The organism is Wenzhouxiangella sp. 15190 (assembly GCF_003417465.1).
GTDB lineage: Bacteria > Pseudomonadota > Gammaproteobacteria > Xanthomonadales > Wenzhouxiangellaceae > Wenzhouxiangella.
Genome location: NZ_QVMV01000012.1, coordinates 12,501 through 34,057 on the forward strand (window position 1 = coordinate 12,501; position 21,557 = coordinate 34,057).

The window sequence follows — 21,557 nt, forward strand, 5'->3', positions numbered from 1 at the left end:
CAGGAGGTCGGCGGTTCGATCCCGCCTGGCTCCACCATTGTGGTCGGGCCGGTAGTGGGATCCACAAGTTCTTTAACAATCAGGAATCTGTTCAAGAGCGTCTTGGACGTTGATCATTTTCAATTTCAATGATCGATGTTCAGTCGTGTCAGCGTAAAGGTTGGGTGTTTGTGTATATTCCTCGAGGCCAGTTGGCTTTGGGTTATATGACCAAGCAACCAAGCGCACACGGTGGATGCCTTGGCGGCAGAAGGCGATGAAGGACGTGACAGCCTGCGATAAGTCACGGGGAGCTGGCAATATGCTTTGATCCGTGAATTTCCGAATGGGGAAACCCACTCCGCTTGCGGAGTATCGGCACCTGAATCTATAGGGTGTCGAGGCGAACCCGGAGAACTGAAATATCTAAGTACCCGGAGGAAAAGAAATCAACCGAGATTCCCTCAGTAGCGACGAGCGAACGGGGATTAGCCCTTAAGCCTCATATGTTTTAGCAGAACGGTCTGGAAAGGCCGGCCATAGACGGTGATAGCCCGGTATGCGAAAGGGCACATGAGGTGAAATCGAGTAAGGCGAGGCACGTGAAACCTTGTCTGAACATGGGGGGACCATCCTCCAAGGCTAAATACTCTCTGCCGACCGATAGTGAACCAGTACCGTGAGGGAAAGGCGAAAAGAACCCCGGAGAGGGGAGTGAAATAGAACCTGAAACCGTGTGCGTACAAGCAGTCAGAGCCTGGATTCGTCCGGGTGATGGCGTACCTTTTGTATTATGGGTCAGCGACTTACTTTCAGTGGCAAGCTTAACCGTTTAGGGAAGGCGAAGGGAAACCGAGTCTGAATAGGGCGTATAGTCTCTGGGAGTAGACCCGAAACCGAGTGATCTAGCCATGGGCAGGGTGAAGGCCGGGTAACACCGGCTGAAGGCCCGAACCCACTAACGTTGAAAAGTTAGGGGATGACCTGTGGCTTGGAGTGAAAGGCTAAACAAACTCGGAGATAGCTGGTTCTCCTCGAAAGCTATTTAGGTAGCGCCTCGTGTCTCACCTCTGGGGGTAGAGCACTGTTATGGCTAGGGGGTCATACCGACTTACCAAACCATGGCAAACTCCGAATACCAGAGAGTGCAATCACGGGAGACACACGGCGGGTGCTAACATCCGTCGTGGAAAGGGAAACAACCCAGACCGCCAGCTAAGGTCCCCAAATCATTGCTAAGTGGAAAACGATGTGGGAAGGCCCAGACAGCCAGGAGGTTGGCTTAGAAGCAGCCACCCTTTAAAGAAAGCGTAATAGCTCACTGGTCGAGTCGGCCTGCGCGGAAGATTCAACGGGGCTTAAGCAATGTACCGAAGCTGCGGATGCAGGTTTACCTGCATGGTAGAGGAGCGTTCCGTACGCCTGCGAAGGTGAACCGAGAGGTTTGCTGGAGGTATCGGAAGTGCGAATGCTGACATGAGTAACGATAAAACGGGTGAAAAACCCGTTCGCCGAAAGCCCAAGGTTTCCTAGCGCAACGTTAATCGGCGCAGGGTGAGTCGGCCCCTAAGGCGAGGCGGAAACGCGTAGTCGATGGGAAGCAGGTTAATATTCCTGCACCAGTTGTTACTGCGATGGAGAGACGGAGAAGGCTAAGTGCGCCGGGTGATGGTTGTCCCGGTCCAAGCAAGTAGGCAGGTCCCTTAGGCAAATCCGGGGGATCAATGCCGAGATGTGATGGGGAGCCCCTTGTATGGGGCGAAGGCATCGATGCCATGCTTCCAGGAAAATCTTCTAAGCTTCAGGTAACAACTGACCGTACCGTAAACCGACACAGGTAGGCAGGGTGAGAATCCCAAGGCGCTTGAGAGAACTCGGGTGAAGGAACTAGGCAAAATGGTACCGTAACTTCGGGAGAAGGTACGCCTCTGGCGGTGATGGGACTTGCTCCCTGAGCTTCTGGAGGCCGCAGTGACCAGGTGGCTGCGACTGTTTATTAAAAACACAGCACTCTGCAAACACGTAAGTGGACGTATAGGGTGTGACGCCTGCCCGGTGCCGGAAGGTTAAGTGATGGGGTTAGTCTTTTAGACGAAGCTCTTGATCGAAGCCCCGGTAAACGGCGGCCGTAACTATAACGGTCCTAAGGTAGCGAAATTCCTTGTCGGGTAAGTTCCGACCTGCACGAATGGCGTAACGATGGCCACACTGTCTCCACCCGAGACTCAGTGAAATTGAAATCGCTGTGAAGATGCAGCGTACCCGCGGCAAGACGGAAAGACCCCGTGAACCTTTACTATAGCTTCACATTGAACTTCGGTTATTCCTGTGTAGGATAGGTGGGAGGCTTTGAAGCGTGGACGCTAGTCTGCGTGGAGCCAACCTTGAAATACCACCCTGGTGTAACTGGAGTTCTAACCTAGAACCGTTATCCGGTTCAGGAACAATGTGTGGTGGGTAGTTTGACTGGGGCGGTCTCCTCCCAAAGAGTAACGGAGGAGCACGAAGGTACCCTCAGCACGGTCGGACATCGTGCGCTGAGTGCAAAGGCACAAGGGTGCTTGACTGCGAGATCGACGGATCGAGCAGGTGCGAAAGCAGGTCTTAGTGATCCGGTGGTTCTGTATGGAAGGGCCATCGCTCAACGGATAAAAGGTACTCCGGGGATAACAGGCTGATACCGCCCAAGAGTTCATATCGACGGCGGTGTTTGGCACCTCGATGTCGGCTCATCACATCCTGGGGCTGTAGCCGGTCCCAAGGGTATGGCTGTTCGCCATTTAAAGTGGTACGCGAGCTGGGTTTAGAACGTCGTGAGACAGTTCGGTCCCTATCTGCCGTGGGCGCTTGAGACTTGAGGAAATCTGCTCCTAGTACGAGAGGACCGGAGTGGACGATCCGCTGGTGTTCCGGTTGTATCGCCAGATGCATTGCCGGGTAGCTACGATCGGCAGGGATAACCGCTGAAAGCATCTAAGCGGGAAGCCCATTCCAAGATTAGGTCTCACTGGACCCTTGAGGTCCCTGAAGGGCCCTGGAAGACGACCAGGTTGATAGGCTGGGTGTGGAAGTGCAGTAATGCATGAAGCTAACCAGTACTAATTGCCCGTGAGGCTTGGTCATATAACACCAAAGCCAATTGGAGAGTTGACGCTCTCCTTGCGATGACACGACTGACGCTTTTGAACAGATTCCGACTCTCTGCTGCTTGCAGAGGGGTCCCGGTTGGTCCGGATACGCTCTGCTTAATGCAGGGAGATCCCGGATCAGGTCCGGGATCAACGGGCCCCGGCCTTTGGCCGGTGCACAGTTGAGCTTGCCTGGTGGCAATAGCGGCGTGGAACCACCCGATCCCATCCCGAACTCGGAAGTGAAACGCGCCAGCGCCGATGGTAGTGCGGCATTAGCCGTGCGAGAGTAGGTCACTGCCAGGCATTTACACCGAAACCCCGGTTACTCAATTAGAGTGCCGGGGTTTTTTTATGCCTGGGACTCACTAGATGGGCCTGGCAGTGCCTACGGTCACGCGTGGCCGCCCTCTGCGGCAAGGCTCCTTGCGCCTGACGGCGCAAACCGCCTTACCGCGCCGGGCTACGCTGCCAGGCATTTACCCTAGGAACCCCGTAGCCACTTGTGGTTGCGGGGTTTCTTTTTGTCTGGATGCCAGCCTCAGCGCCCTGGCAGGCCCCGTCATCTCGGCATCGCGGCTTTCGCGTAAGCGAATGAAGCGATGTCGTAGGGGCGGATCAGGCCGTGACCAACGGTCACGCACGGGCGGCCTCCAGCGCAGCGCTTCTTGCCCTGTCGGGCAAACCGCACTGCGCTTCCGGCCTGTGCTGCCAGGCATTTATGCTGTGCGCGCCCCTTCGGGTCGCGCGATTGTTTGAACTCATTAGCTGCTCTAGCGGGCACCGCCACTGTCTTGTGATGGTGGATGTGGCAAGCTAATTGCTGATTCTCAACACTTCATTCCGTGTCCACGCTTCGCTTTGCCATACTTCTGGGTATGACTGTGGCTATCGGGCCCTTTGCGCTCGATACCTATTTGCCTGCATTTCCCGATATCGCCGCGGACCTGGGCGTGGATCTTCCGGCAGTGGGGAGGACGTTGAGTGTCTACGTGTTCGCGCTGGGACTGGCCCAGCTGGTGGCCGGGCCCTTGTCCGACCGGTACGGGCGGCGGGTGGTCCTGTTCAGCGGGCTGGCTATCTTTGCCGTTGCCAGTGTGATGGTCGCCCTGTCCAATAGCCTCGGCGCGATGATGTTGTGGCGAATGGCGCAGGCGATTGGCGGGGCGTGTTGTGCGGTGTCCGTACCGGCGATCGTTCGGGACCGAACCCACGGCCAGGCCTCGGCCAGTCTTTTTTCGCTGATCGGCATCGTGATGCTGGTGGCGCCGGCGCTCGCCCCGGCCATCGGATCGGCGCTTCTGTACCAGTTCAGCTGGCCGGCGATTTTCGTTTTCCTGGCCGCTTATTCACTGGTCGTTGCGGTCACCCTGCAGCGGTTTCTCTTTCAGAATCTTCCCGCAGCCGAAAAGATCCGCACCCCCGTCCACACATTGGTGACCAACTACATCAAGGTCATCGGCCACGGGACCACCATGCGCTTCATTGCCATCCAGACGCTGGCTTTCAGCGTGATGCTGGTCTTCATCACCCACGCCTCATTCATTTACCAGGACTGGTTCGGGGTTTCGAACCGGATGTTTTCGCTGTTGTTCGCCGCCAATGTCGCCGCGATGGTAACCGCCAATCTGCTCAACCGCCGGCTGCTCAAGTCCTTCCACTCGACACAGATCCTGCGTGCGGGCTGCGTCATCCAGGCCGTGGCCGTGCTGAGCCTGCTGGCAGTGCTGGCGAATGGGGGCGGGCTTCTGTCCGTTGCGCTTTGCCTGGTCGTGACCGGCGGTTGCCTGGGGGTCATCATTCCGAACAATATTGCCAACGCCCTGGAGTTCTTTCCGAACCTCGGCGGCACGGCCAGCGCACTGCTCGGTGCTACACAGTTTGCGCTGGGTGGACTGATCAGCGCCCTGTCGACCGTACTCGTGGGCGCCACGCCCCTGCCGGTTGCGCTCGTGATGGCCGCCTGCACGCTTTCCGCGCTGGGCTTCGCGCTCGGCGCACCGCAAGCCATGCGCAATGCCCTGGACATGCAAGCAACAGCGCGCGAGACCATCGGTCGCATGTAAAACAATCACGCCGCGCCATATTCACGATGTCCAGTCGCCAACTACGTACTCCCCCTGATGGACAGCCTGCCGGGCCGATCCGCTAAGCTGTCATCTGAGCACATCACCGGGCAAGCCCATGGGAGTCACCGTTGCAGCAATCGCGCTTCTACTCGGCACCCTGGCTCATGCCGAGGCGCCTTCGTCCTTTACGCTGGACGACCTCGAGGGCAGGAGCCACAACCTGCCCGATGAGCAGGAAGGCATCGGCATCTACCTCTTCTGGGCCAGCTGGTGCCCGTATTGCCAGGCCCTGATGCCGCATATCCAGAGCCTGCGGGACGAATACGGTGAACGCGTTACCATCTACGCCCTCAACTTCCGTGACGAGAAGGATCCGTCACACTTGATCGAGGAAAACGGTTTCGACTTCATCGTCTTTCCGGATGCCGACGAGGTGGCCGACGACTGGGGCGTCCATGGAACGCCCGGCCTGTTCATCATTGACGAGTCCGGGGGCGTCCGGTTCAACCTGTACGACGTCGTCACGGAAGATCCCCCCGGATACGAGGACCTCGGCCACGCCCAGAAAGCCGCGCGACGTGCACCGTTCTGGGCGGCGCGAATCCGCGAAGCGCTCGATTCGCTCACCGACTCCGATTAATGGTTTCTAGATGCGTTCGGCGTCCGGATGGAAACTAAAGATCCATGGACATATGCCGTTCACCCTTTGCTTACGTTTTCTGCTCGCCGGGCTCGGTTACGGACGGCTGAATCTCGAGCGAATTGAAACGATCGCGATCGAGTTCGCCTTCGCTGTTGGCCACGATGCAGGTGACGGTGGCGTCGCCAGTGACGTTGACCGCGGTTCGTGTCATGTCCAGCAGGCGATCGACGCCCAGGATCAGGGCGATCCCTTCGGTGGGCAGGCCGACCTGGCCAAGTACCCCGGCCAGCAGGATGAGACCCACGCCCGGTACGCCGGCCGCGCCGATCGAGGCCATGACGACCATGAAGATCACCATCAAGTACTGCGTCAGCGACAGATCCACACCGTAGTACTGGGCGATGAAGCCCACGGCGATGCCCTGCATGATGGCCGTGCCGTCCATGTTGATGGTCGCGCCCAGCGGGACGGTGAACGAGCTGATTCGGTTACTGGCGCCCAGGCGCTCCTGCACCGCCCTGAGGGTGACGGGGATCGTTGCGCCCGACGAGGCGGTCGAGAAGGCGAAGGCCATCACGTCGCGGAACTGGCGATAGAAGGTGATTGGGCTCAGCCCGGTGAATGTCTTGAGTAGCAGCGGATAGACCACGGCCGCGTGAACGATCAGCATCCCCATCACCAGGAACACGTATTTGAGTACACCCGCGAAAGTACCCCAGCCCGTGGTCGCCGCCATGCCGGCGATCAACGCGAACACCCCGTAGGGGGCAATCAGCATGACGATGCCGACGAGCTTCATGACCACCTCCATGAAGTCGGTGAAGAACTCACCGATCCGCCTGCCGGACTCGCCAGCGAAGGACATGGCCAGGCCCAGCAGGATGGAGAAGATGATGATCGGCAGCATGTTGCCTTCGGCCATCGCCTCCACCGGGTTGCTTGGCACCAGGTCGATCAGCACCTGTGCAAAGGATGGTGCCTCGGAGATTTCCGGTGTTTCCATGCCCACGGGACTCGCGCCGACCCCGGTCTGGAAGACCATGCCGGCCAGCAGCGCGAGCACGATGGCGATGCAGGTGGTGATCAAATACAGCCCGATCGCCTTCGAACTGACCCGGCCCAGGCTTTTCGGGTCCGCCAGGGACGCGACGCCGGATATGAGCGAAACGAACACGATGGGCACGATCAACATGCTGAGAAAACGCACGAACATCTCACCAACGACTTCGAACAAGCCGTCAACCAGCCATTTCTGAATCCAGCCCACCTCGCCGAGGAAGAGATTGATCACCAGGCCCGTGATCAGGCCCAGAACCAGGGCAAGGAGAATTTGCGTGCTCAGCTTGTGATGATCGAAGCGATATTCCTGGGTCATGGAATCGATTCCGGTTGTTCGGGATGCGCAGACTGTAGCGTACCGGACCGGGGTGGTCTACCGTGCTTCTGGGTTCGGGGCAAGATTGTCGTCCCGGAAATTGCGCAGCGATTGTCCGGGGCCTCGCATGGTGCAGGTGCCAGTGCGTCGGGCCGTGCCGGCGTTTATGTGCGGGGTCCCGGATCGTGGTCCGGGACGACGCTTCGCGTTGGTTCGAGGCACTGTTCCAAGCTCAAGAGGATATGGGCCGAGCCGCTTGACCGGTATAATGCGTGGCTCAGATCAATTGTGCCGATCCCATGACCAGCGATAGCCCAGCCCCGCCGACCAACTTCATCCGCAACCGGATTCGCAAGGAACTGGACGCGGGTCAGTACGATGAAATCGTCACCCGCTTCCCGCCGGAGCCCAACGGCTATCTGCACCTGGGTCACGCCAAGTCCATCGTGCTCAACTTCAGCCTGGCCGAGGAGTTCGGCGGCTACACCAACCTGCGCTTCGACGACACCAACCCCGCCAAGGAAGAGCAGCGCTATGCCGATGCCATCAAGGAAGACGTCGCCTGGCTGGGCTTCGAGTGGAAGAACGAGTGCTACGCGTCCGACTACTTCGAGACGCTTTACGGGTATGCACTCCATCTGATCGACAACGGCCTGGCCTATATTGATGGCCAGGACGCCGACGCCATCAGGGAGCAGCGCGGCACGCTGACCGAGCCGGGCACGCCCAGCCCCGACCGCGACCGCGACCCGGCCGAGAGCCGGGAGCTGTTCGAACGCATGCGCGCGGGTGAGTTCGAGGACGGTGCCTACGTGCTGCGCGCGAAGATCGATATGGCAGCGGCCAACATCAACCTGCGCGACCCGGTCATCTACCGTATTCGGCACAAGACCCATCCCCGCACCGGCGATAAATGGTGCATCTACCCCAGCTACGACTTCGCCCACGGCCAGTCCGATGCCATCGAGCACATCACCCACTCGCTGTGCACGCTCGAGTTCGAGGACCATCGCCCGCTCTACGACTGGCTGATCGAGCACTTGCCGGTGCCATCGCGCCCCTATCAGATCGAGTTCTCGCGCCTCAATCTGGACTTTACCGTTCTGTCCAAGCGTAAGCTGACCCGCCTGGTCGACGAGGGCCATGTCGACGGCTGGGACGACCCCCGCATGCCGACCATTGCCGGCATTCGCCGCCGTGGTTTCACGCCCGCATCCATTCGCCATTTCTGCAACGAGATCGGCGTGACCAAGTCCGAGAGCATCATTCCATTCGGTGCACTCGAGCGAAACCTCAGGGATGATCTCAACATGCGTGCGCCGCGCCGCATGGCGGTCCTACGCCCGCTCAAGCTCGTACTGACCAATTTCCCCGAGGGCGAGACCGAGTGGGTCGAAGCTGCCAACCATCCGCAGGACCCGGACATGGGCACGCGCAAGGTTCCGCTTACGCGTGAGCTCTACATCGAGCAAGATGATTTCATGGAAGAGGCGCCGAAGAAGTTCTTCCGGCTCAAGCCCGGCGGCGAGGTCCGCCTGCGCAACGCCTTCATCATCCAGTGCGATGAAGTACTCAAGGACGAGGCCGGCAACGTGGTCGAACTGCGTTGCAGCTTCGATCCCGAAACGCGGTCGGGCCAGCCCGGCGCCGACCGCAAGGTCAAGGGCACCATCCACTGGGTTTCGGCCGAGCACGCCGTCAAGTCAGAAGTGCGCCTCTACGATCGCCTGTTCAACGTGCCCCATCCCGGTGGCGACAAGGAGCAAGACTTCGTCGAGCACCTCAATCCCGAATCGCTCGAAGTGCTCGAGAACGCGCGTCTCGAACCGGGTATCGAAGCTGCAAGGCCGGGCGAATTCTTCCAGTTCGAACGCCTGGGCTATTTCGTGCCCGATCCCGACACGGCGCCGGACAAGCCGGTTCTCAATCGCGCCGTGACCCTGCGCGATACCTGGGCCAAGCTCGAAAAGCAGCTGCGTTCGCAAAAGCCCAATACCTAGGTTCGGGCGGGCCTAAGCCTCGGTCGCCGGCGGCGGGGGAGTTGCCCCGGTCAGTGCCGGAGGGTTCCGCCGATTCGGATGCGTAGCAGCCGGTTCGTTTGGATCATTCGAATTTCGGTCATTCGAATTTGTTTGGTACTTGGTACTTGGAATTTGGGGTTTTCCGAGCACGGTCATGCTCCCAAACGAGGGCGAACTCCGGATTCCCCACTGCCATCCCTATAGCGGTTCCGCCAACCGACAGCCATCGAAGTCGGGATGGCCGCGAACGAAATACACGTTGACGGCGGGGTCGGTGTCCAGGGGTGGTTCCAGTGACCAATCGGCGCCGCCGGCAGTCGTCATGCCGTAGCCCGCACCGCTCGGCACCCAATCACCGTACTCGCTGCCGGCATCGACCGGCGTGTAGTCGTCTTCCCATTGCTGCCGCTCCAGCCGATAGCTGCGGTCGACCCGCAGGAACAGCTTGAGGAGCCGGGCATTGCAGGTGCCGGCCAGGTGCGCATGCACCTTCAGCTTCGGTTTGTGCTCCGGTGCGGGCAGATGGATGTAGATGCCCAGGTTGCCGGCGGTGAAATGGTGGTTGCCGTAGTCCTCGGGTTCGATGCGGATCGACTCACCGGGTGCGGCCAGCAGGGCTTCGAGTTCCTGCGCACGGTTGAAGGCGGAAGCGCTGTCGCCGTGGACGATCACCGTTTCGGCCACTTCCAGCCCGCCGGGCGTTTCGGCGTAGGTGATTCGGTGGCGGTAGCCGGCGGCCTCGAGTTGCTCACCGAGCGCTCTCACCTCGGGGTGATCGGGCTGATTGGAAAAGATGTGCACGGTAATGATGTCGGCCGGTCGCGTGGCGCAGGCGGCCACGATGACCGCCAGCGTCAACGCGATAAGCCCTCGCGCCATCACTTCTTGCGGCTGTACTCGCGCACGGTTTCGACCAGCACCGACACGTGCTCGGGCGGGACGTCGGGCGTGATGCCGTGGCCCAGGTTGAAGATGTGGCCCGGGCCGCTGCCGAAGCTGTCGAGCACACGTTTCGCTTCTTCGGCGATGACTTCGGGGTTGGTCAGCAATACCGCCGGGTCGAGGTTGCCCTGCAGGGCAACCCGGTCACCCACGCGTACGCGCGCCTCGGACAGATCCAGCGTCCAGTCCACGCCCAGCCCGGTGCAGCCGGTCTCGGCCAGTTTTTCGAGATGCTGGCCGCAGCCCTTGCCGAACAGGATCACCGGCGTGTCCGGGCAGGACGCCTTGAGTTTCTCGACGATACGCTGCTGCGAGGCGAGCGAGAACTTCTCGTAGAGCCGCGGCGAGAGCGCGCCGCCCCAGGAGTCGAACACCATCAGCGCGTCGGCCCCGGCGGTCACCTGGGCAGCCAGGTAATCGGCGGTGGCGTCGGCCAGGTGGTTCATCAGCCGCCCGGCCGCTTCGGGCTCGGCCAGCAGCATTTTCTTGGCGCGGGCGAAGTCCTTGCTGCCCTTGCCCTCGATCATGTAGGTGGCCACGGTCCAGGGGCTGCCGGCGAAACCGATCAGCGGTGTGTTCGCGGGCAGCGATTCGCGGATCATCCGCACCGCGTCCATGACGTAGCCGGTGTCGTCTTCCGGGTCGGGCATGGGAAGCGCGTCGATGTCGGCCACCGTGCGAACCGGATGCTCGAAGTACGGCCCCTCGCCGGGCCTGAAGCCCAGGCCGCGGCCCATCACGTGCGGCAGGATCAGGATGTCGGAAAACAGGATGGCGGCATCGAAGCCGTAGCGCTCGATTGGCTGCAGCGTGACCTCGCAGGCCAGTTCGGGTGTGCCGGCGAGCTTGAGGAAACTGCCCGCCTTCTCGCGGGTGGCGAGATATTCGGGCAGGTAGCGGCCGGCCTGGCGCATCAGCCAGATCGGGGTGCGCTCGACGGATTCGCGCCGTAGCGCGCGCATGAGAAGAGAATCGGATCTTGGGGTCATGAACGTTCCAGTACTTCGCGGATGTCGTCGGCCGGACAGGTTTCCACGACGGCACGCCCGACTTCCTCGAGCAGCACCACGCGAATCCGGTCGGCACGGTTTTTCTTGTCCAGTCGCATCAGGGCCAGCAGGCGATCGCGGTTGATATCCTCCGGAAGCGTCGTCGGCAATCCGAGGTGCTCGAGCAGGTGCACCAGCCGTTCGGATGTGCCCAGGCGCAGCTTACCCAGCAACTCGCTCAGTCGCGCGCCCAGCACCATGCCGATCGCGACTGCCTCGCCGTGGCGATAACGCGCGTAGCCGGTGGCGGTCTCCAGCGCGTGACCGAATGTGTGGCCGAAATTCAGCAGTGCGCGTTCGCCGGCTTCGCGTTCGTCGGCGGCCACCACCTCGGCCTTGTGCGTGACCGAGGCGTGCACGGCCTCGAGCAGGGCGTCGGGCATGCGGGCATTGAGTGGTTCGGCACGGCTTTCCAGCCAGGAGAAAAACCGCTCGTCGCGGATCGCGCCGTATTTGACCACCTCGGCCAGTCCGGCGCGATAGTCCCGGTCTTCCAGGCTGATCAGTGTGTCGATGTCGGCCACAACGGCCGCCGGCTGGTGGAAGGCGCCGATCAGGTTCTTGCCACTGGCGTGATTGACGCCGGTCTTGCCGCCCACGGCGGCGTCCACCTGTGCGAGCAGGGTGGTTGGCATCTGCACGATTCGGATGCCGCGCATGTAGCTGGCTGCAGCGAATCCGGCCAGGTCGCCGATCACCCCGCCGCCGAGTGCCAGCACCGTGGCGTCGCGCTGTGCGCCCATGTCGACCAGTTCGTCGAGCACCTGCTGCCAGTGGGCCACGGTCTTGGCCGCTTCGCCGGCAGGCAACACCAGCGAACGCCAGCGTCGATCCTCGTCGAGGATCCGGCCGACGCGATCGAGGTAGAGCCCGGCCACGGTTTCGTCGCTGACCACCAGTACGCGCCCTTCGAGGTGGCGTTGCCAGATGCTGGCCATGGCCAGCAGGCCCTGCCCCACGTAGACGGGATAGCTGCCCCCTGCCGTGTGAACCTGGGTGACCTTCATGAGGCCCTGGCCCGTCGATGATGATCCTGTACGCGCCGCGCCACATCGGCAGCCATGGCCGCGGGTGAAATATCCGCCGAGCGGATGATCAGGTCGGCGCAGGATTCGTAAACGGGGTTTCGCTGCTCGGCCAGTTCCGTCAGCCGGCGCCGGCGGTCGGGTGCCTGGAGCAGTGGTCTCTGCTTGTCGCGCTCGAGGCGCCTGAGCTGCTGGTCGACGCTCGTCTTCAGGTAAACGACCAGGCCCCGTTCGGTCAGCATTTGTCGGTTGTCTTCGTTCAGGACGCTGCCGCCGCCGGTGGCCAGTACCAGTCCGTCGCGCCGGCTCAATTCGTCGAGCAGGGCGGACTCGCGCTCGCGAAATCCGGACTCGCCCTCGATGTCGAAGATGACGGCCACTTCCACGCCGCAGCGCGCCTGCAACTCCAGATCCAGATCGACAAACGCCATGCCCAGGCGTCGGGCGAGTCGCCGGCCCACGGTCGTCTTGCCCGAACCCATCGGTCCGACCAGGAAGATTCGATCGGGTGTTCCCTGCGCGGCCTTGTCCGTCATGCCGGTTGCGGAATTGCCGGCCGCCGTGCGGCGTTGAGCGGGTCGTGGAGTCGACTGTACATGCAAAGAGGCAAACGCCAGGATCAACCGGGGTTCAATGCTATCACGGCGGCGCTATTCCGGCCCCTCGGCCGGTACCCTCGACGCGGCGGTTTGATACCATGAACTATCCACGCCTCGGACGGGTCATACCGGATCATGCTGCGCTTTTCGATTCTCTTCATTGTCCTGCTGCTGGGCCTGTTCACCGTGGAGGTGTTGCAGCCCGTACAGCAGCATGTCGTATTGCCGTTCACGGCCGGTATCGCCAATGTCAGCGTCTTTCTGATCGAACTGTTCGACAGTGGCGTCACCTCCTCCGGCAAGGTGATCCAGGACATTTCCAGCGGCTTTGCCGTCAGTATCGAGCCGGGCTGCAACGGTGTCGAAGCATTGATCATCCTGTTCGCCGCCATCTTCGCGTTTCCCGCACCGTTCAAGCACAAACTGGTCGGGTTCACGATCGGTTTCTTCGCCATCCAGGCGCTCAACCTGGTGCGCATCATCAGCCTGTTCTATCTCGGCCAGTGGAACATGACCTGGTTCGAGTGGTTCCATCTTTACCTGTGGCAGGCGCTGATCATTCTCGACGCCCTGGTGGTCTGGCTGATCTGGCTGCGCAAGCTGCCGCCGCGCGATGTCGACGGTGGAGACGATGACGGGCCGACGCCGGAGCCCGCTACCCCGTGAAACTCCTGATCGCCGGCTGCGGCGACCTCGGCATTCGCCTCGCCGGTCGCCTCGACGACGACTGGCAGGTGCACGGTCTGCGCCGACATACCCAGGCGTTGCCCGGCCCTATCGTGGCCGAACCCGCCGACCTTGCCGATCCCGACAGCCTCGCCCGCGTTGCCGGCGAATGGGATGCCGTCGTCTACCAGGCCACCCCGGACCAGTATGACGAAACGGGCTATCGAGCCGCCTACTTTCAGGGTCTCGCCAATCTGTTCGAGCGGGTCAGCGCCCGGCGCCTGATCTTCGTCTCCAGTACGGCCGTTTACGGCCAGGACGCGGGCGAATGGGTGGACGAGACCAGCGAGACCCGGCCGCCCCGCTTCAACGGACGCGTCCTGCTCGAGGCCGAAGCGCTTGCCGCCGATTCGGCGCCGGAATCCGTGGTGGTGCGATTTTCGGGCATCTACGGACCCGGTCGCGACTATCTCGTGCGGAAGGCGGCCGCCGGTGATGCGCGCTGTCGCGACAATCCGCCGCAGTGGACCAACCGCATCCACGCCGACGACTGTGCCGGCGTGCTCGCCCACCTGCTCACCCTCGATCGACCCGCGCCGCTTTACTGCGCCAGCGACAGCCACCCGGCAACGCGCTGCGAAGTGCTGGACTGGCTGGCCGAGCGGCTCGGCGCAACACCGCCGGCGCGCGAGACGAGTGATGGCGGGCAGGGCAAGCGCGTGGCCAATGCTCGCCTGCTGGCCTCCGGCTATCGGCTGATTCATCCCGACTACCGCTCCGGTTACCAGGAGTTGCTGCCATGACCCAATTCATCGACATGACCGGCGCCATGGTCGAACGATTCCGGAAGGGCTTCGACCAGGCCGTTGAAACCGGCATTCCCGAACCCACGGCCATGACCGTGGCCACCGTCGACGAGCACGGCCGCCCGAGTGCGCGCACGTTACTGCTCAAGGACATGGACGAGCGCGGCTTCGTCTTCTACACCAATCTGGGTTCGCGCAAGGGCCGGCACCTCCAGACGAATGCCGATGTCTCACTGGTGTTCTGGTGGCGCGAAACCGCCGAGCAGGTACTCATTGACGGTCATGCCGAGCCGGTCAGCGACGCGGAAGCCGACACCTACTTCGCCAGCCGCCCCCGCGGCAGCCAGATCGGCGCCTGGGCCTCGCAGCAGTCGCGTCCGATGGAAAGCCGCGAGGAATTCCTCGAACGCATCGCGGACTACGAAAAGAAGTTCGAAGGCCAGGACGTTCCGCGCCCCGAACACTGGTCGGGCTTTCGCGTCAGACCCCGCCGCGTGGAGTTCTGGTACGGGCGGGAGTACCGGCTGCACGAGCGGGTGTGCTTCGATCTCGTCGACGGGGTGTGGCAGGAGTCGTTGCTTTACCCCTAAGGGGAAAAGCAAATCCGAAATCCGAAGCACCAAATCCGAAACAAATTCGAAATTCGAATGACCGAAACACGCTGAGTCAGTGCTCGTTTCGAATTTCGTGCTTCGTGCTTGTTTCGGATTTCGATATTCGGATTTCGAATTTCAGTGGATCAGCCATCATCGACTGTAGTGGCAACTGATGACCCGTCACCTCTCCCCTTCTTCCTCCTCATCACCTCCCTTTCGATCCACTGTTCACAAAGTGATTTCCACGGTTCTTCCTCGAGCGAGTGCGGTTCGTACATGCCCGCTGCCTGGCGCTGGCGCTGGGCTTCGTAGAGGATCAGGGCGGTGGCGACCGAGACATTGAGGCTCTGGGTCATGCCGCTCATGGGGATGAGGATTTCGCCGTCGCATTCGGCCAGCGCCTCTTCGCTGACGCCGAACTTTTCGGTACCGAGCACGATCGCCGTCGGCTGCGTGTAGTCGGGCTGGCGAAAATCCATCGCCTTGTCTGAAAAGTGGGCTGCGTAAAGGCTGAAGCCCTTCTCTTTCAAACCCCTGAGGCCCTCCACGGCGTCGTGGTGGCGATGCAGCCGGACCCAGCGCTGCGCGCCCTGGGCGGTATGGTTGAGCGGTGGAATGCCGCCGGTGGGCGGGACGGCATGCGCTTCCATCACGCCGACGGCATCGCAGGTGCGCAGGATGGCGGCCACGTTGTGGGCCTTGTGGACCCGCTCGAGAAAGACGGTCAGGTCCGGCTGCCTGCTGGCGGCCACCTGCTCGATGCGGGCCTTGCGTTCAGGTGTCATGACGACATGTTATGGCACAATCCTTCGCCATGACAGACTGGTTTGAACAACTCCGATCCTGGGTCGCGCCGAGCAGTGACGAACCCGTCGACCTCGAGCTCATTGCCCGCGCGGCGGCCGTCATCCTGCTGGAGATGGCTGCTACCGATGAGCATCGCGACGACGACGAGTTGGCCGTGATTCACCGCGCCATGCAGGATGCCTTCGAGATCGATGACTCGCAGTTGGGCGAATTCCTGCGTGACGCTGAGAAACTGCGGCGCGACTCGGTGTCGCTGCACGACTTCACCCGCGATCTCAAGGCCCACCTGGACCGCGACGAGCGTGCGCAACTGGTCGAGTGGCTGTGGCACGTGGCCTGGGCGGACGGGCGTGTCGACCGCTACGAAGAGCAACTGCTGCGCCGGTTGGCCGACCTGCTGGCCGTGCCGCACGGCGAGTTCATCCGGCGCAAGCACATCGCCGCCGAGGCGGCCGGGATCACTCCGTAAAGAACTGCTGCTGGAAGCTGAATTCCTGCGGTGGTTGCTGACTGCCTTCCGGCTGGACGCTGATGGTGAAGGTCAGCGTTTCCTCGTCGTGGATGCGGAAGGTGCCGATGTAGTAGACGGCTTCGTCGTCTTCGAGTTCCTGCAACTCGATCTCGCGCCTCTGGCCGGTCAGGTTGATTGCGCGTGCGCTGATCTCGGCGTGCGTCGGCGTGTCCATGCTGTCGGTGCTCTCGGCCTTGCGCAGCACGGCGATGTTGAGCATGGCGCGGCTGCCGGAGCGCTGGATGCCGTAGGCGCCGGCCACTTCGGGAGGCAGGGCGTTGGTATTGAGCGCGTTGTAGTGAACGCGGTAGTTGCCGATATCCTCGGCCTGCTGGGCCGGCGCCATGGCGGGCGCCAATAGCAGGGCGAATGCGCTAATGCAAAGGGCTGCAAGCTCTCGTCTCATCGTTGGCGCCGTCGTCATTGGACTGCCTTCGATGCTACTCCCGCCACCGCCGCGTCGGCAAGACGGGAGGCAGAATCCCGGCCCCTGGTGCCGAGCGCGGCGGGAAATCCGAAATACGAATACCGAAATCCGAAACAAGCACGAAGCACGGAAGTTCGAAACGAATCCTCTCGGACCGCCGTGTTTCGAATTTTGGGTTTTCGAATTTGTTTCGGATTTGGTGCTTGGTGCTTGGAAATTTCGATCAATCAGAGCCTTCGCCGACTTCCGGCTGCAGCGCTTCCCTGACCAGGCAGGGCGTCCCGACTAGACGCCCAGCAGGATGATCAAAAACTGGATGACGATGATGGCCACAAGCGGCGAGAGGTCGAAGCCGCCCAGCGGCGGCAGTATGCGGCGGATGGGGGCCAGTACCGGTTCGGTCAGCTGGTAGACCAACGGCACGATGGGATGGCGAAAGCCCTGGCCAACCCAGGAGAGAATCACGCCGACGATGATCAGCACCAGGTAGAGCACCAGCAGCATGCGCACCAGGCGCAGAACCCCCAGGAGCAGCAGCACCGGCCAGTCCAGGTTCCAGCCGCCGAGGGCCGCGAGAATCACCAGCAGCAACAGCTCCAGGATATAGAGCCAGACGATGCCGGCCAGGCTGAGCGGGCCCACGCGCGGGATGATCTTTGACAGCGGCTTGACCAGCGGGTCGGTGATCCGGATCAGGGCCTGGCAGACGGGGTTGTAGTAGTCGGCGCGCAGGGCTTCCAGCAGCACGCGCAGCATCAGCGCGGCCAGGTAGAGCTGGAAGACCGTTTCGATCAGGAAGGCGAACGCCTGGCTGGCCGAGCCCATCAGCCTTCTCCCAGTTCGCGGCCGCGCTTGACCGCGGCCCGAACGGCCTCATCGACAATCCGCTCGAAATCGTTGTCGGCCAGGCTCTCCAGCGCGGCGGCGGTGGTGCCGCCGGGCGAGGTGACGCGTCGGCGCAGTTCACCGGCCGCCACGTCGGATTTCGCCAGCATCGTGCCGGCCCCGAAGGCCGTCTGGCGGGCGAGCTTCGCCGCCGTTTCTTCCGGCAGGCCGGCGCGCGTGCCGGCGGCGGTGAGTTGCTCGACCAGCGAGAAGAAATACGCCGGTCCCGAACCGGAGACGGCGGTCACGACATCCATCTGCGCCTCGTCGTCGACCCAGGCGACTTGGCCGGCGGCCTCGAGCACCTGGCCGGCGCGCTTGCGGTCGGTGTCGGTAACGCCTTCGCCCGCGGCCAGCCCGGTCATTCCGGCCTGGTAGAGCGCCGGCGTGTTGGGCATGGCGCGCACGACGCGGTCGTGTCCGCCGAGTCCCTTGCTGATGCGGTCGATGGTCATGCCGGCGGCCACGGAAATCACCAGGGTGTCGGCGTCGATGGCCTCGGCCACCGAGTCCAGCACATCGTCCATGACCTGTGGTTTGACCGCTACGACCAGCACATCGGCCGCCCGCGCGGCCTCGGCATTGTCGGCGTGGACCGTCACGCCCAGGTCGTCGGCCAGCGACCGGCGCTGCTCCTCGCTGGGGTCGGCCACGTGAATGGCTTCGGCCCGGGTGCCGCCGGCCACCAGGCCGCCGATAAGTGCACGGCCCATGTTGCCGCCGCCGATGAAGGAAATCGTTATGTTGTCCATGGTCTCTATTGTAACGACGTTCAAACCCCGGCACCGTAGGTCGGGGCCACGTCCCCGACGGACGAGGTTCCGGCCTCCCCCGTGGTCTGCTACGCGTGTTCGTGTTCTCGACACGGGACACGCATGAGTGCCGCGTGGTGGTTGAATATACGTCGTCCGTCGCGGATGTTACCGCAACCTACTCCCGCGGCCCGAACAGCGCGGTGCCCACCCGGACCAGGGTCGAGCCCTCGGCAATGGCGGCCTCCAGGTCGGCTGTCATGCCGGCAGAGATCGTGTCGATCTCCGGGTATTGCTTCTTGAGGGCTTCGAACAGGGTGTGCAGGCGGGCAAAGACTTTTCGCTGGTCTTCATACGCCTCGCGCGGGGCGGGAATGGCCATCAGGCCGCGTAGCGTCAGGCGTTCGCTTTCGTCGATCTGCGCGGCCAGCGCCTCGATGTCGCCGGGTTTGCAGCCGGCCTTCTGTGATTCGTCGTCGAGATTGACCTGGATGAGAACGTTCAGCGGCCCGGCCTCGTCGGGGCGTTGGTCGTCGAGCCGCCGCACGATCTTGGCGCGGTCGATCGATTCCACCCAGTCGAAGTAGGCGGCGATCAGTTTCGTCTTGTTCGACTGGATCGGCCCGATGTAATGCCACTCGAGATCCAGGTCGGCCAGTTCCCGGATCTTGGCCACGCCCTCGTCGACGTAGTTCTCGCCGAAGGCATGCTGGCCCAGCCCGTGCAGTTCGCGAATCGCCTCGACGGGATGGCGCTTGCTCACCGCCAGCAGTAGGACCGAATCGGTGGGGCGGCTGGCGTCCCGGCAGGCGGCTTCGATGCGTTTCACGGTCCGCTCGAGGCGTTCCCGGGGACTCTTCGGGGCGATTTGATTCATGGCCGAGTTACGCTAAGATCGTTGGGTGTGCTTGAAAGCCCGGTTGCGATCGCAATCGGAACCGGCAGGGCCGAGGCCATTGGCAGGGAGTTTTTCATGGATATTACCGAGCTGCTCGCATTTACCGTCAAGAACAAGGCATCCGACCTGCATATTTCGGCCGGCCTGCCGCCCATGATCCGCGTCGACGGCGACATGCATCGTATCAATACCCCGGCAGTCGAGAACAAGGAAATGGCCGAGCTCATCTACTCGACCATGAACGACCACCAGCGCCGCGACTACGAGGCCAACCTGGAGGTCGACTTTTCCTACAACGTACCTGGTCTGGCACGTTTCCGTGTCAATGCCTTTCACCATCACCGTGGCATGGGCGCGGTCTTCCGCGTCATTCCCAACGATATCTGGTCGCTGGAGGACCTTGACGCGCCGGCCATCTTCAAGGATATCGTGGAAGTGCCGCGCGGCCTGATTCTGGTCACCGGGCCGACCGGTTCGGGCAAATCGACCACGCTGGCGGCGATGATGGATTATCTCAACAAGACCGTGCCCGGCCACATCCTCACCATCGAAGACCCGATCGAATTCGTCCACACCTCACAGCGCTGCCTGATCAACCAGCGCGAGGTCCACCGCGATACCCACGGCTTCAACCAGGCCCTTAGATCGGCGTTGCGCGAAGACCCCGACATCATCCTCGTGGGCGAGCTGCGCGACATGGAAACCGTGCGCCTGGCCCTGACCGCCGCCGAGACCGGCCACGTGGTGTTCGCCACGTTGCATACATCCTCGGCGCCGAAGACCATCGACCGAATCATCGACGTCTTTCCCGGCGACGAAAAGCCGGTGGTGCGCTCAATGCTGTCCGAGTCGCTCCGGGCCGTCATCTCGCAGACGCTGCTCAAGAAGGTCGGCGGCGGGCGGGTGGCCGCGCACGAGATCATGGTGGCCACCTCGGCCATCAAGAACCTCATCCGCGAAGACAAGGTCGCGCAGATGTATTCGGCCATCCAGACCGGTCAGAATGCCGGCATGACCACCCTGGACCAGTCGCTGATCGCGTTGGTGCGCCGTGGGGCGGTCAACAAGCAGGAAGCCGTGCGCAAGGCCCAGAACAAGTCGGCGCTGGCCTGACCCGGCGGCGAACCAAAGTCAAGGAGACGGCATGAATAACATTCAGGACTGGCTGCACAAGCTCAACGAGGCCAAGGGTTCCGACCTGTTCGTGACCGTGGGCGCGCCGCCGTGCATCAAGGTACACGGCAGGATCAAGCCGCTCACGCGCGAGGCGCTGACCCACGAGATGGTGCACGACATCATTGAGTCGATCATGACCCCCAACCAGCGCGAGGAATTCCAAACCACGAAGGAATGCCAGTTCGCCGTCTCCCTGGAGAGCGTGGCCCGATTCCGTGTGTCGGCCTTTCACCAGCGCAACAGCGTCGGCATTGTCTGTCGTCGCATCGAAACCAAGATCCCCAGCTTCGAGGAACTCGACCTGCCCGAATCGCTTTCGGAGCTGGCGATGGTCAAGCGCGGCATCATCATCCTCGTGGGTGCGACCGGTACCGGCAAGTCCACCACGCTGGCGGCCATGCTCGGCTACCGCAATATCAACGCTTCGGGCCACATCATCACCATCGAGGACCCGATCGAGTTCGTGCACAAGCACCGCAAGAGCCTGGTCACCCAGCGCGAGGTCGGCATCGATACGGACTCCTTCGAGGTAGCGCTGAAGAACACGCTGCGTCAGGCGCCGGACGTGATTCTCATCGGCGAGATCCGCACGCGCGAGTCGATGGAGCATGCCATCACCTTCGCCGAGACAGGCCATCTGTGCCTGACTACCCTGCACGCCAACAACGCCAACCAGGCGATGGATCGCATCCTCCACTTCTTCCCCGAGGACCGGCACCCACAGATCCTGCTCGACCTGAGTTTCAACCTCAAGGGCGTGGTCGCCCAGCAGCTGGTGCCCTCGATCGACGGCAGCCGTCGCCATGTGGCGCTGGAGATCCTGCTCAATACGCCGTTGATTCAGGAAAAGATTCGCAAGGGCGCCATCGAGGAGCTCAAGGAGATCATGAAGGACTCCCGCCATCACGGCATGGTGACCTTCGACCAGAGCCTGCTCGAGATCTACCAGGAAGGCCTGATTTCTTACGAGGAAGCGCTGCGACACGCCGATTCACCCAACGACCTGCGCCTGGCCGTCAAGCTCAGCGAGGGTGGCGACGCCGACTCGCTTTCGGGCAATCTGCAGGACATGAATCTCGTCGACAGCGACCGCTAGGTGCCTGATTAACATATAACTGCTTGCCGTAACGGCATTTTTTGGCGGCTTTAACGTGGGGTTAACCATACGGGGCGTATCATTCAGGCTGTTGGTGCAAAGCGCGA

General features: G+C 62.0%; 19 protein-coding genes, 1 tRNA gene and 2 rRNA genes (1 of these 22 only partly in view). 12 read left to right on the forward strand and 10 right to left on the reverse strand.

Features of this window, described 5'->3' with window-relative positions:
- From DZK26_RS03505 to DZK26_RS03525, 5 genes are all read left to right on the forward strand, one after another.
- A tRNA-Ala gene (locus tag DZK26_RS03505) sits at positions 1-37 on the forward strand; it begins 39 nt to the left of the window's first position.
- A gap of 171 nt (positions 38-208) precedes the next feature.
- Positions 209-3,102, forward strand: a 23S ribosomal RNA gene (locus DZK26_RS03510).
- 196 nt (positions 3,103-3,298) lie between these two features.
- Positions 3,299-3,413 (forward strand): 5S ribosomal RNA (gene rrf / locus DZK26_RS03515).
- A 539-nt stretch (positions 3,414-3,952) separates the two neighbouring features.
- Positions 3,953-5,173, forward strand: coding sequence for a multidrug effflux MFS transporter (locus DZK26_RS03520; protein WP_116898627.1), 1,221 nt, complete (start codon positions 3,953-3,955; stop codon positions 5,171-5,173).
- A 118-nt stretch (positions 5,174-5,291) separates the two neighbouring features.
- Positions 5,292-5,816, forward strand: a complete 525-nt coding sequence (locus DZK26_RS03525; protein WP_116898628.1) for a TlpA disulfide reductase family protein — start codon at positions 5,292-5,294, stop codon at positions 5,814-5,816.
- A gap of 70 nt (positions 5,817-5,886) precedes the next feature.
- Here DZK26_RS03525 and DZK26_RS03530 read toward each other — a convergent pair whose 3' ends face one another.
- Positions 5,887-7,194 (reverse strand): dicarboxylate/amino acid:cation symporter, encoded by a 1,308-nt coding sequence (locus tag DZK26_RS03530; RefSeq protein ID WP_116898629.1) that lies wholly within the window; start codon positions 7,192-7,194, stop codon positions 5,887-5,889.
- Positions 7,195-7,493: 299 nt separating this feature from the next.
- Between DZK26_RS03530 and DZK26_RS03535 the strand changes: the two genes are divergently transcribed.
- Positions 7,494-9,194, forward strand: coding sequence for a glutamine--tRNA ligase/YqeY domain fusion protein (locus DZK26_RS03535; protein WP_116898630.1), 1,701 nt, complete (start codon positions 7,494-7,496; stop codon positions 9,192-9,194).
- A 219-nt stretch (positions 9,195-9,413) separates the two neighbouring features.
- Here DZK26_RS03535 and DZK26_RS03540 read toward each other — a convergent pair whose 3' ends face one another.
- Genes DZK26_RS03540 through aroK form a run of 4 tightly spaced genes read right to left on the reverse strand, consistent with a single transcriptional unit; the run spans position 9,414 to position 12,767 of the window.
- Entirely contained in the window at positions 9,414-10,094 is a 681-nt protein-coding gene (locus DZK26_RS03540; protein ID WP_147306682.1) for a hypothetical protein, read from the reverse strand.
- On the reverse strand, positions 10,094-11,146 hold the full coding sequence (hemE, locus tag DZK26_RS03545; protein ID WP_116898632.1) for a uroporphyrinogen decarboxylase: 1,053 nt from the start codon (positions 11,144-11,146) through the stop codon (positions 10,094-10,096). Before hemE ends, DZK26_RS03540 begins: the two co-directional genes overlap by 1 nt.
- Positions 11,143-12,213 (reverse strand): 3-dehydroquinate synthase, encoded by a 1,071-nt coding sequence (gene aroB, locus DZK26_RS03550; protein WP_116898633.1) that lies wholly within the window; start codon positions 12,211-12,213, stop codon positions 11,143-11,145. The genes hemE and aroB overlap by 4 nt, the downstream gene beginning before the upstream one ends.
- Positions 12,210-12,767 carry a shikimate kinase AroK gene (gene aroK / locus DZK26_RS03555; protein ID WP_116898634.1) on the reverse strand — a complete coding sequence of 186 codons (558 nt, stop codon included), beginning with the start codon at positions 12,765-12,767 and terminating at the stop codon, positions 12,210-12,212. The genes aroB and aroK overlap by 4 nt, the downstream gene beginning before the upstream one ends.
- Positions 12,768-12,965: 198 nt before the next feature.
- Between aroK and xrtH the strand changes: the two genes are divergently transcribed.
- Genes xrtH through pdxH form a run of 3 tightly spaced genes read left to right on the forward strand, consistent with a single transcriptional unit; the run spans position 12,966 to position 14,892 of the window.
- Positions 12,966-13,496 (forward strand): exosortase H, encoded by a 531-nt coding sequence (gene xrtH, locus DZK26_RS03560; protein WP_116898635.1) that lies wholly within the window; start codon positions 12,966-12,968, stop codon positions 13,494-13,496.
- Positions 13,493-14,299, forward strand: a complete 807-nt coding sequence (locus DZK26_RS03565) for an SDR family oxidoreductase (protein WP_116898636.1) — start codon at positions 13,493-13,495, stop codon at positions 14,297-14,299. The genes xrtH and DZK26_RS03565 overlap by 4 nt, the downstream gene beginning before the upstream one ends.
- Positions 14,296-14,892 (forward strand): pyridoxamine 5'-phosphate oxidase, encoded by a 597-nt coding sequence (gene pdxH, locus DZK26_RS03570; RefSeq protein WP_258870881.1) that lies wholly within the window; start codon positions 14,296-14,298, stop codon positions 14,890-14,892. The genes DZK26_RS03565 and pdxH overlap by 4 nt, the downstream gene beginning before the upstream one ends.
- A gap of 149 nt (positions 14,893-15,041) precedes the next feature.
- Here pdxH and trmH read toward each other — a convergent pair whose 3' ends face one another.
- Positions 15,042-15,683 (reverse strand): tRNA (guanosine(18)-2'-O)-methyltransferase TrmH, encoded by a 642-nt coding sequence (trmH, locus tag DZK26_RS03575; protein WP_116898637.1) that lies wholly within the window; start codon positions 15,681-15,683, stop codon positions 15,042-15,044.
- A gap of 29 nt (positions 15,684-15,712) precedes the next feature.
- Here trmH and DZK26_RS03580 point away from each other — a divergent pair, with 29 nt between their 5' ends.
- Complete coding sequence (locus DZK26_RS03580; RefSeq protein WP_181918425.1) at positions 15,713-16,174, forward strand: TerB family tellurite resistance protein; 462 nt, start codon at positions 15,713-15,715, stop codon at positions 16,172-16,174.
- Here DZK26_RS03580 and DZK26_RS03585 read toward each other — a convergent pair.
- From DZK26_RS03585 to DZK26_RS03600, 4 genes are all read right to left on the reverse strand, one after another.
- Entirely contained in the window at positions 16,164-16,622 is a 459-nt protein-coding gene (locus DZK26_RS03585; RefSeq protein ID WP_181918426.1) for a DUF4426 domain-containing protein, read from the reverse strand. The two genes, DZK26_RS03580 and DZK26_RS03585, sit on opposite strands and share 11 nt — an antisense overlap.
- A 306-nt stretch (positions 16,623-16,928) precedes the next feature.
- Positions 16,929-17,468: a YggT family protein gene (locus DZK26_RS03590; RefSeq protein WP_116898640.1), complete on the reverse strand. Its 540-nt coding sequence runs from the start codon at positions 17,466-17,468 to the stop codon at positions 16,929-16,931.
- The gene (gene proC / locus DZK26_RS03595) at positions 17,468-18,280 is read right to left on the reverse strand and encodes a pyrroline-5-carboxylate reductase (protein ID WP_116898641.1); all 813 of its coding nucleotides are present in this window, start codon (positions 18,278-18,280) and stop codon (positions 17,468-17,470) included. Before proC ends, DZK26_RS03590 begins: the two co-directional genes overlap by 1 nt.
- Before the next feature lie 178 nt (positions 18,281-18,458).
- Positions 18,459-19,157: a YggS family pyridoxal phosphate-dependent enzyme gene (locus DZK26_RS03600; RefSeq protein ID WP_116898642.1), complete on the reverse strand. Its 699-nt coding sequence runs from the start codon at positions 19,155-19,157 to the stop codon at positions 18,459-18,461.
- A gap of 96 nt (positions 19,158-19,253) precedes the next feature.
- Here DZK26_RS03600 and DZK26_RS03605 point away from each other — a divergent pair, with 96 nt between their 5' ends.
- A complete protein-coding gene (locus DZK26_RS03605; RefSeq protein WP_116898720.1) occupies positions 19,254-20,291 on the forward strand; it encodes a type IV pilus twitching motility protein PilT in 1,038 nt (345 codons plus the stop codon).
- A gap of 31 nt (positions 20,292-20,322) precedes the next feature.
- Positions 20,323-21,450, forward strand: a complete 1,128-nt coding sequence (locus DZK26_RS03610; protein ID WP_116898643.1) for a PilT/PilU family type 4a pilus ATPase — start codon at positions 20,323-20,325, stop codon at positions 21,448-21,450.
- Positions 21,451-21,557: the final 107 nt, after the last annotated feature.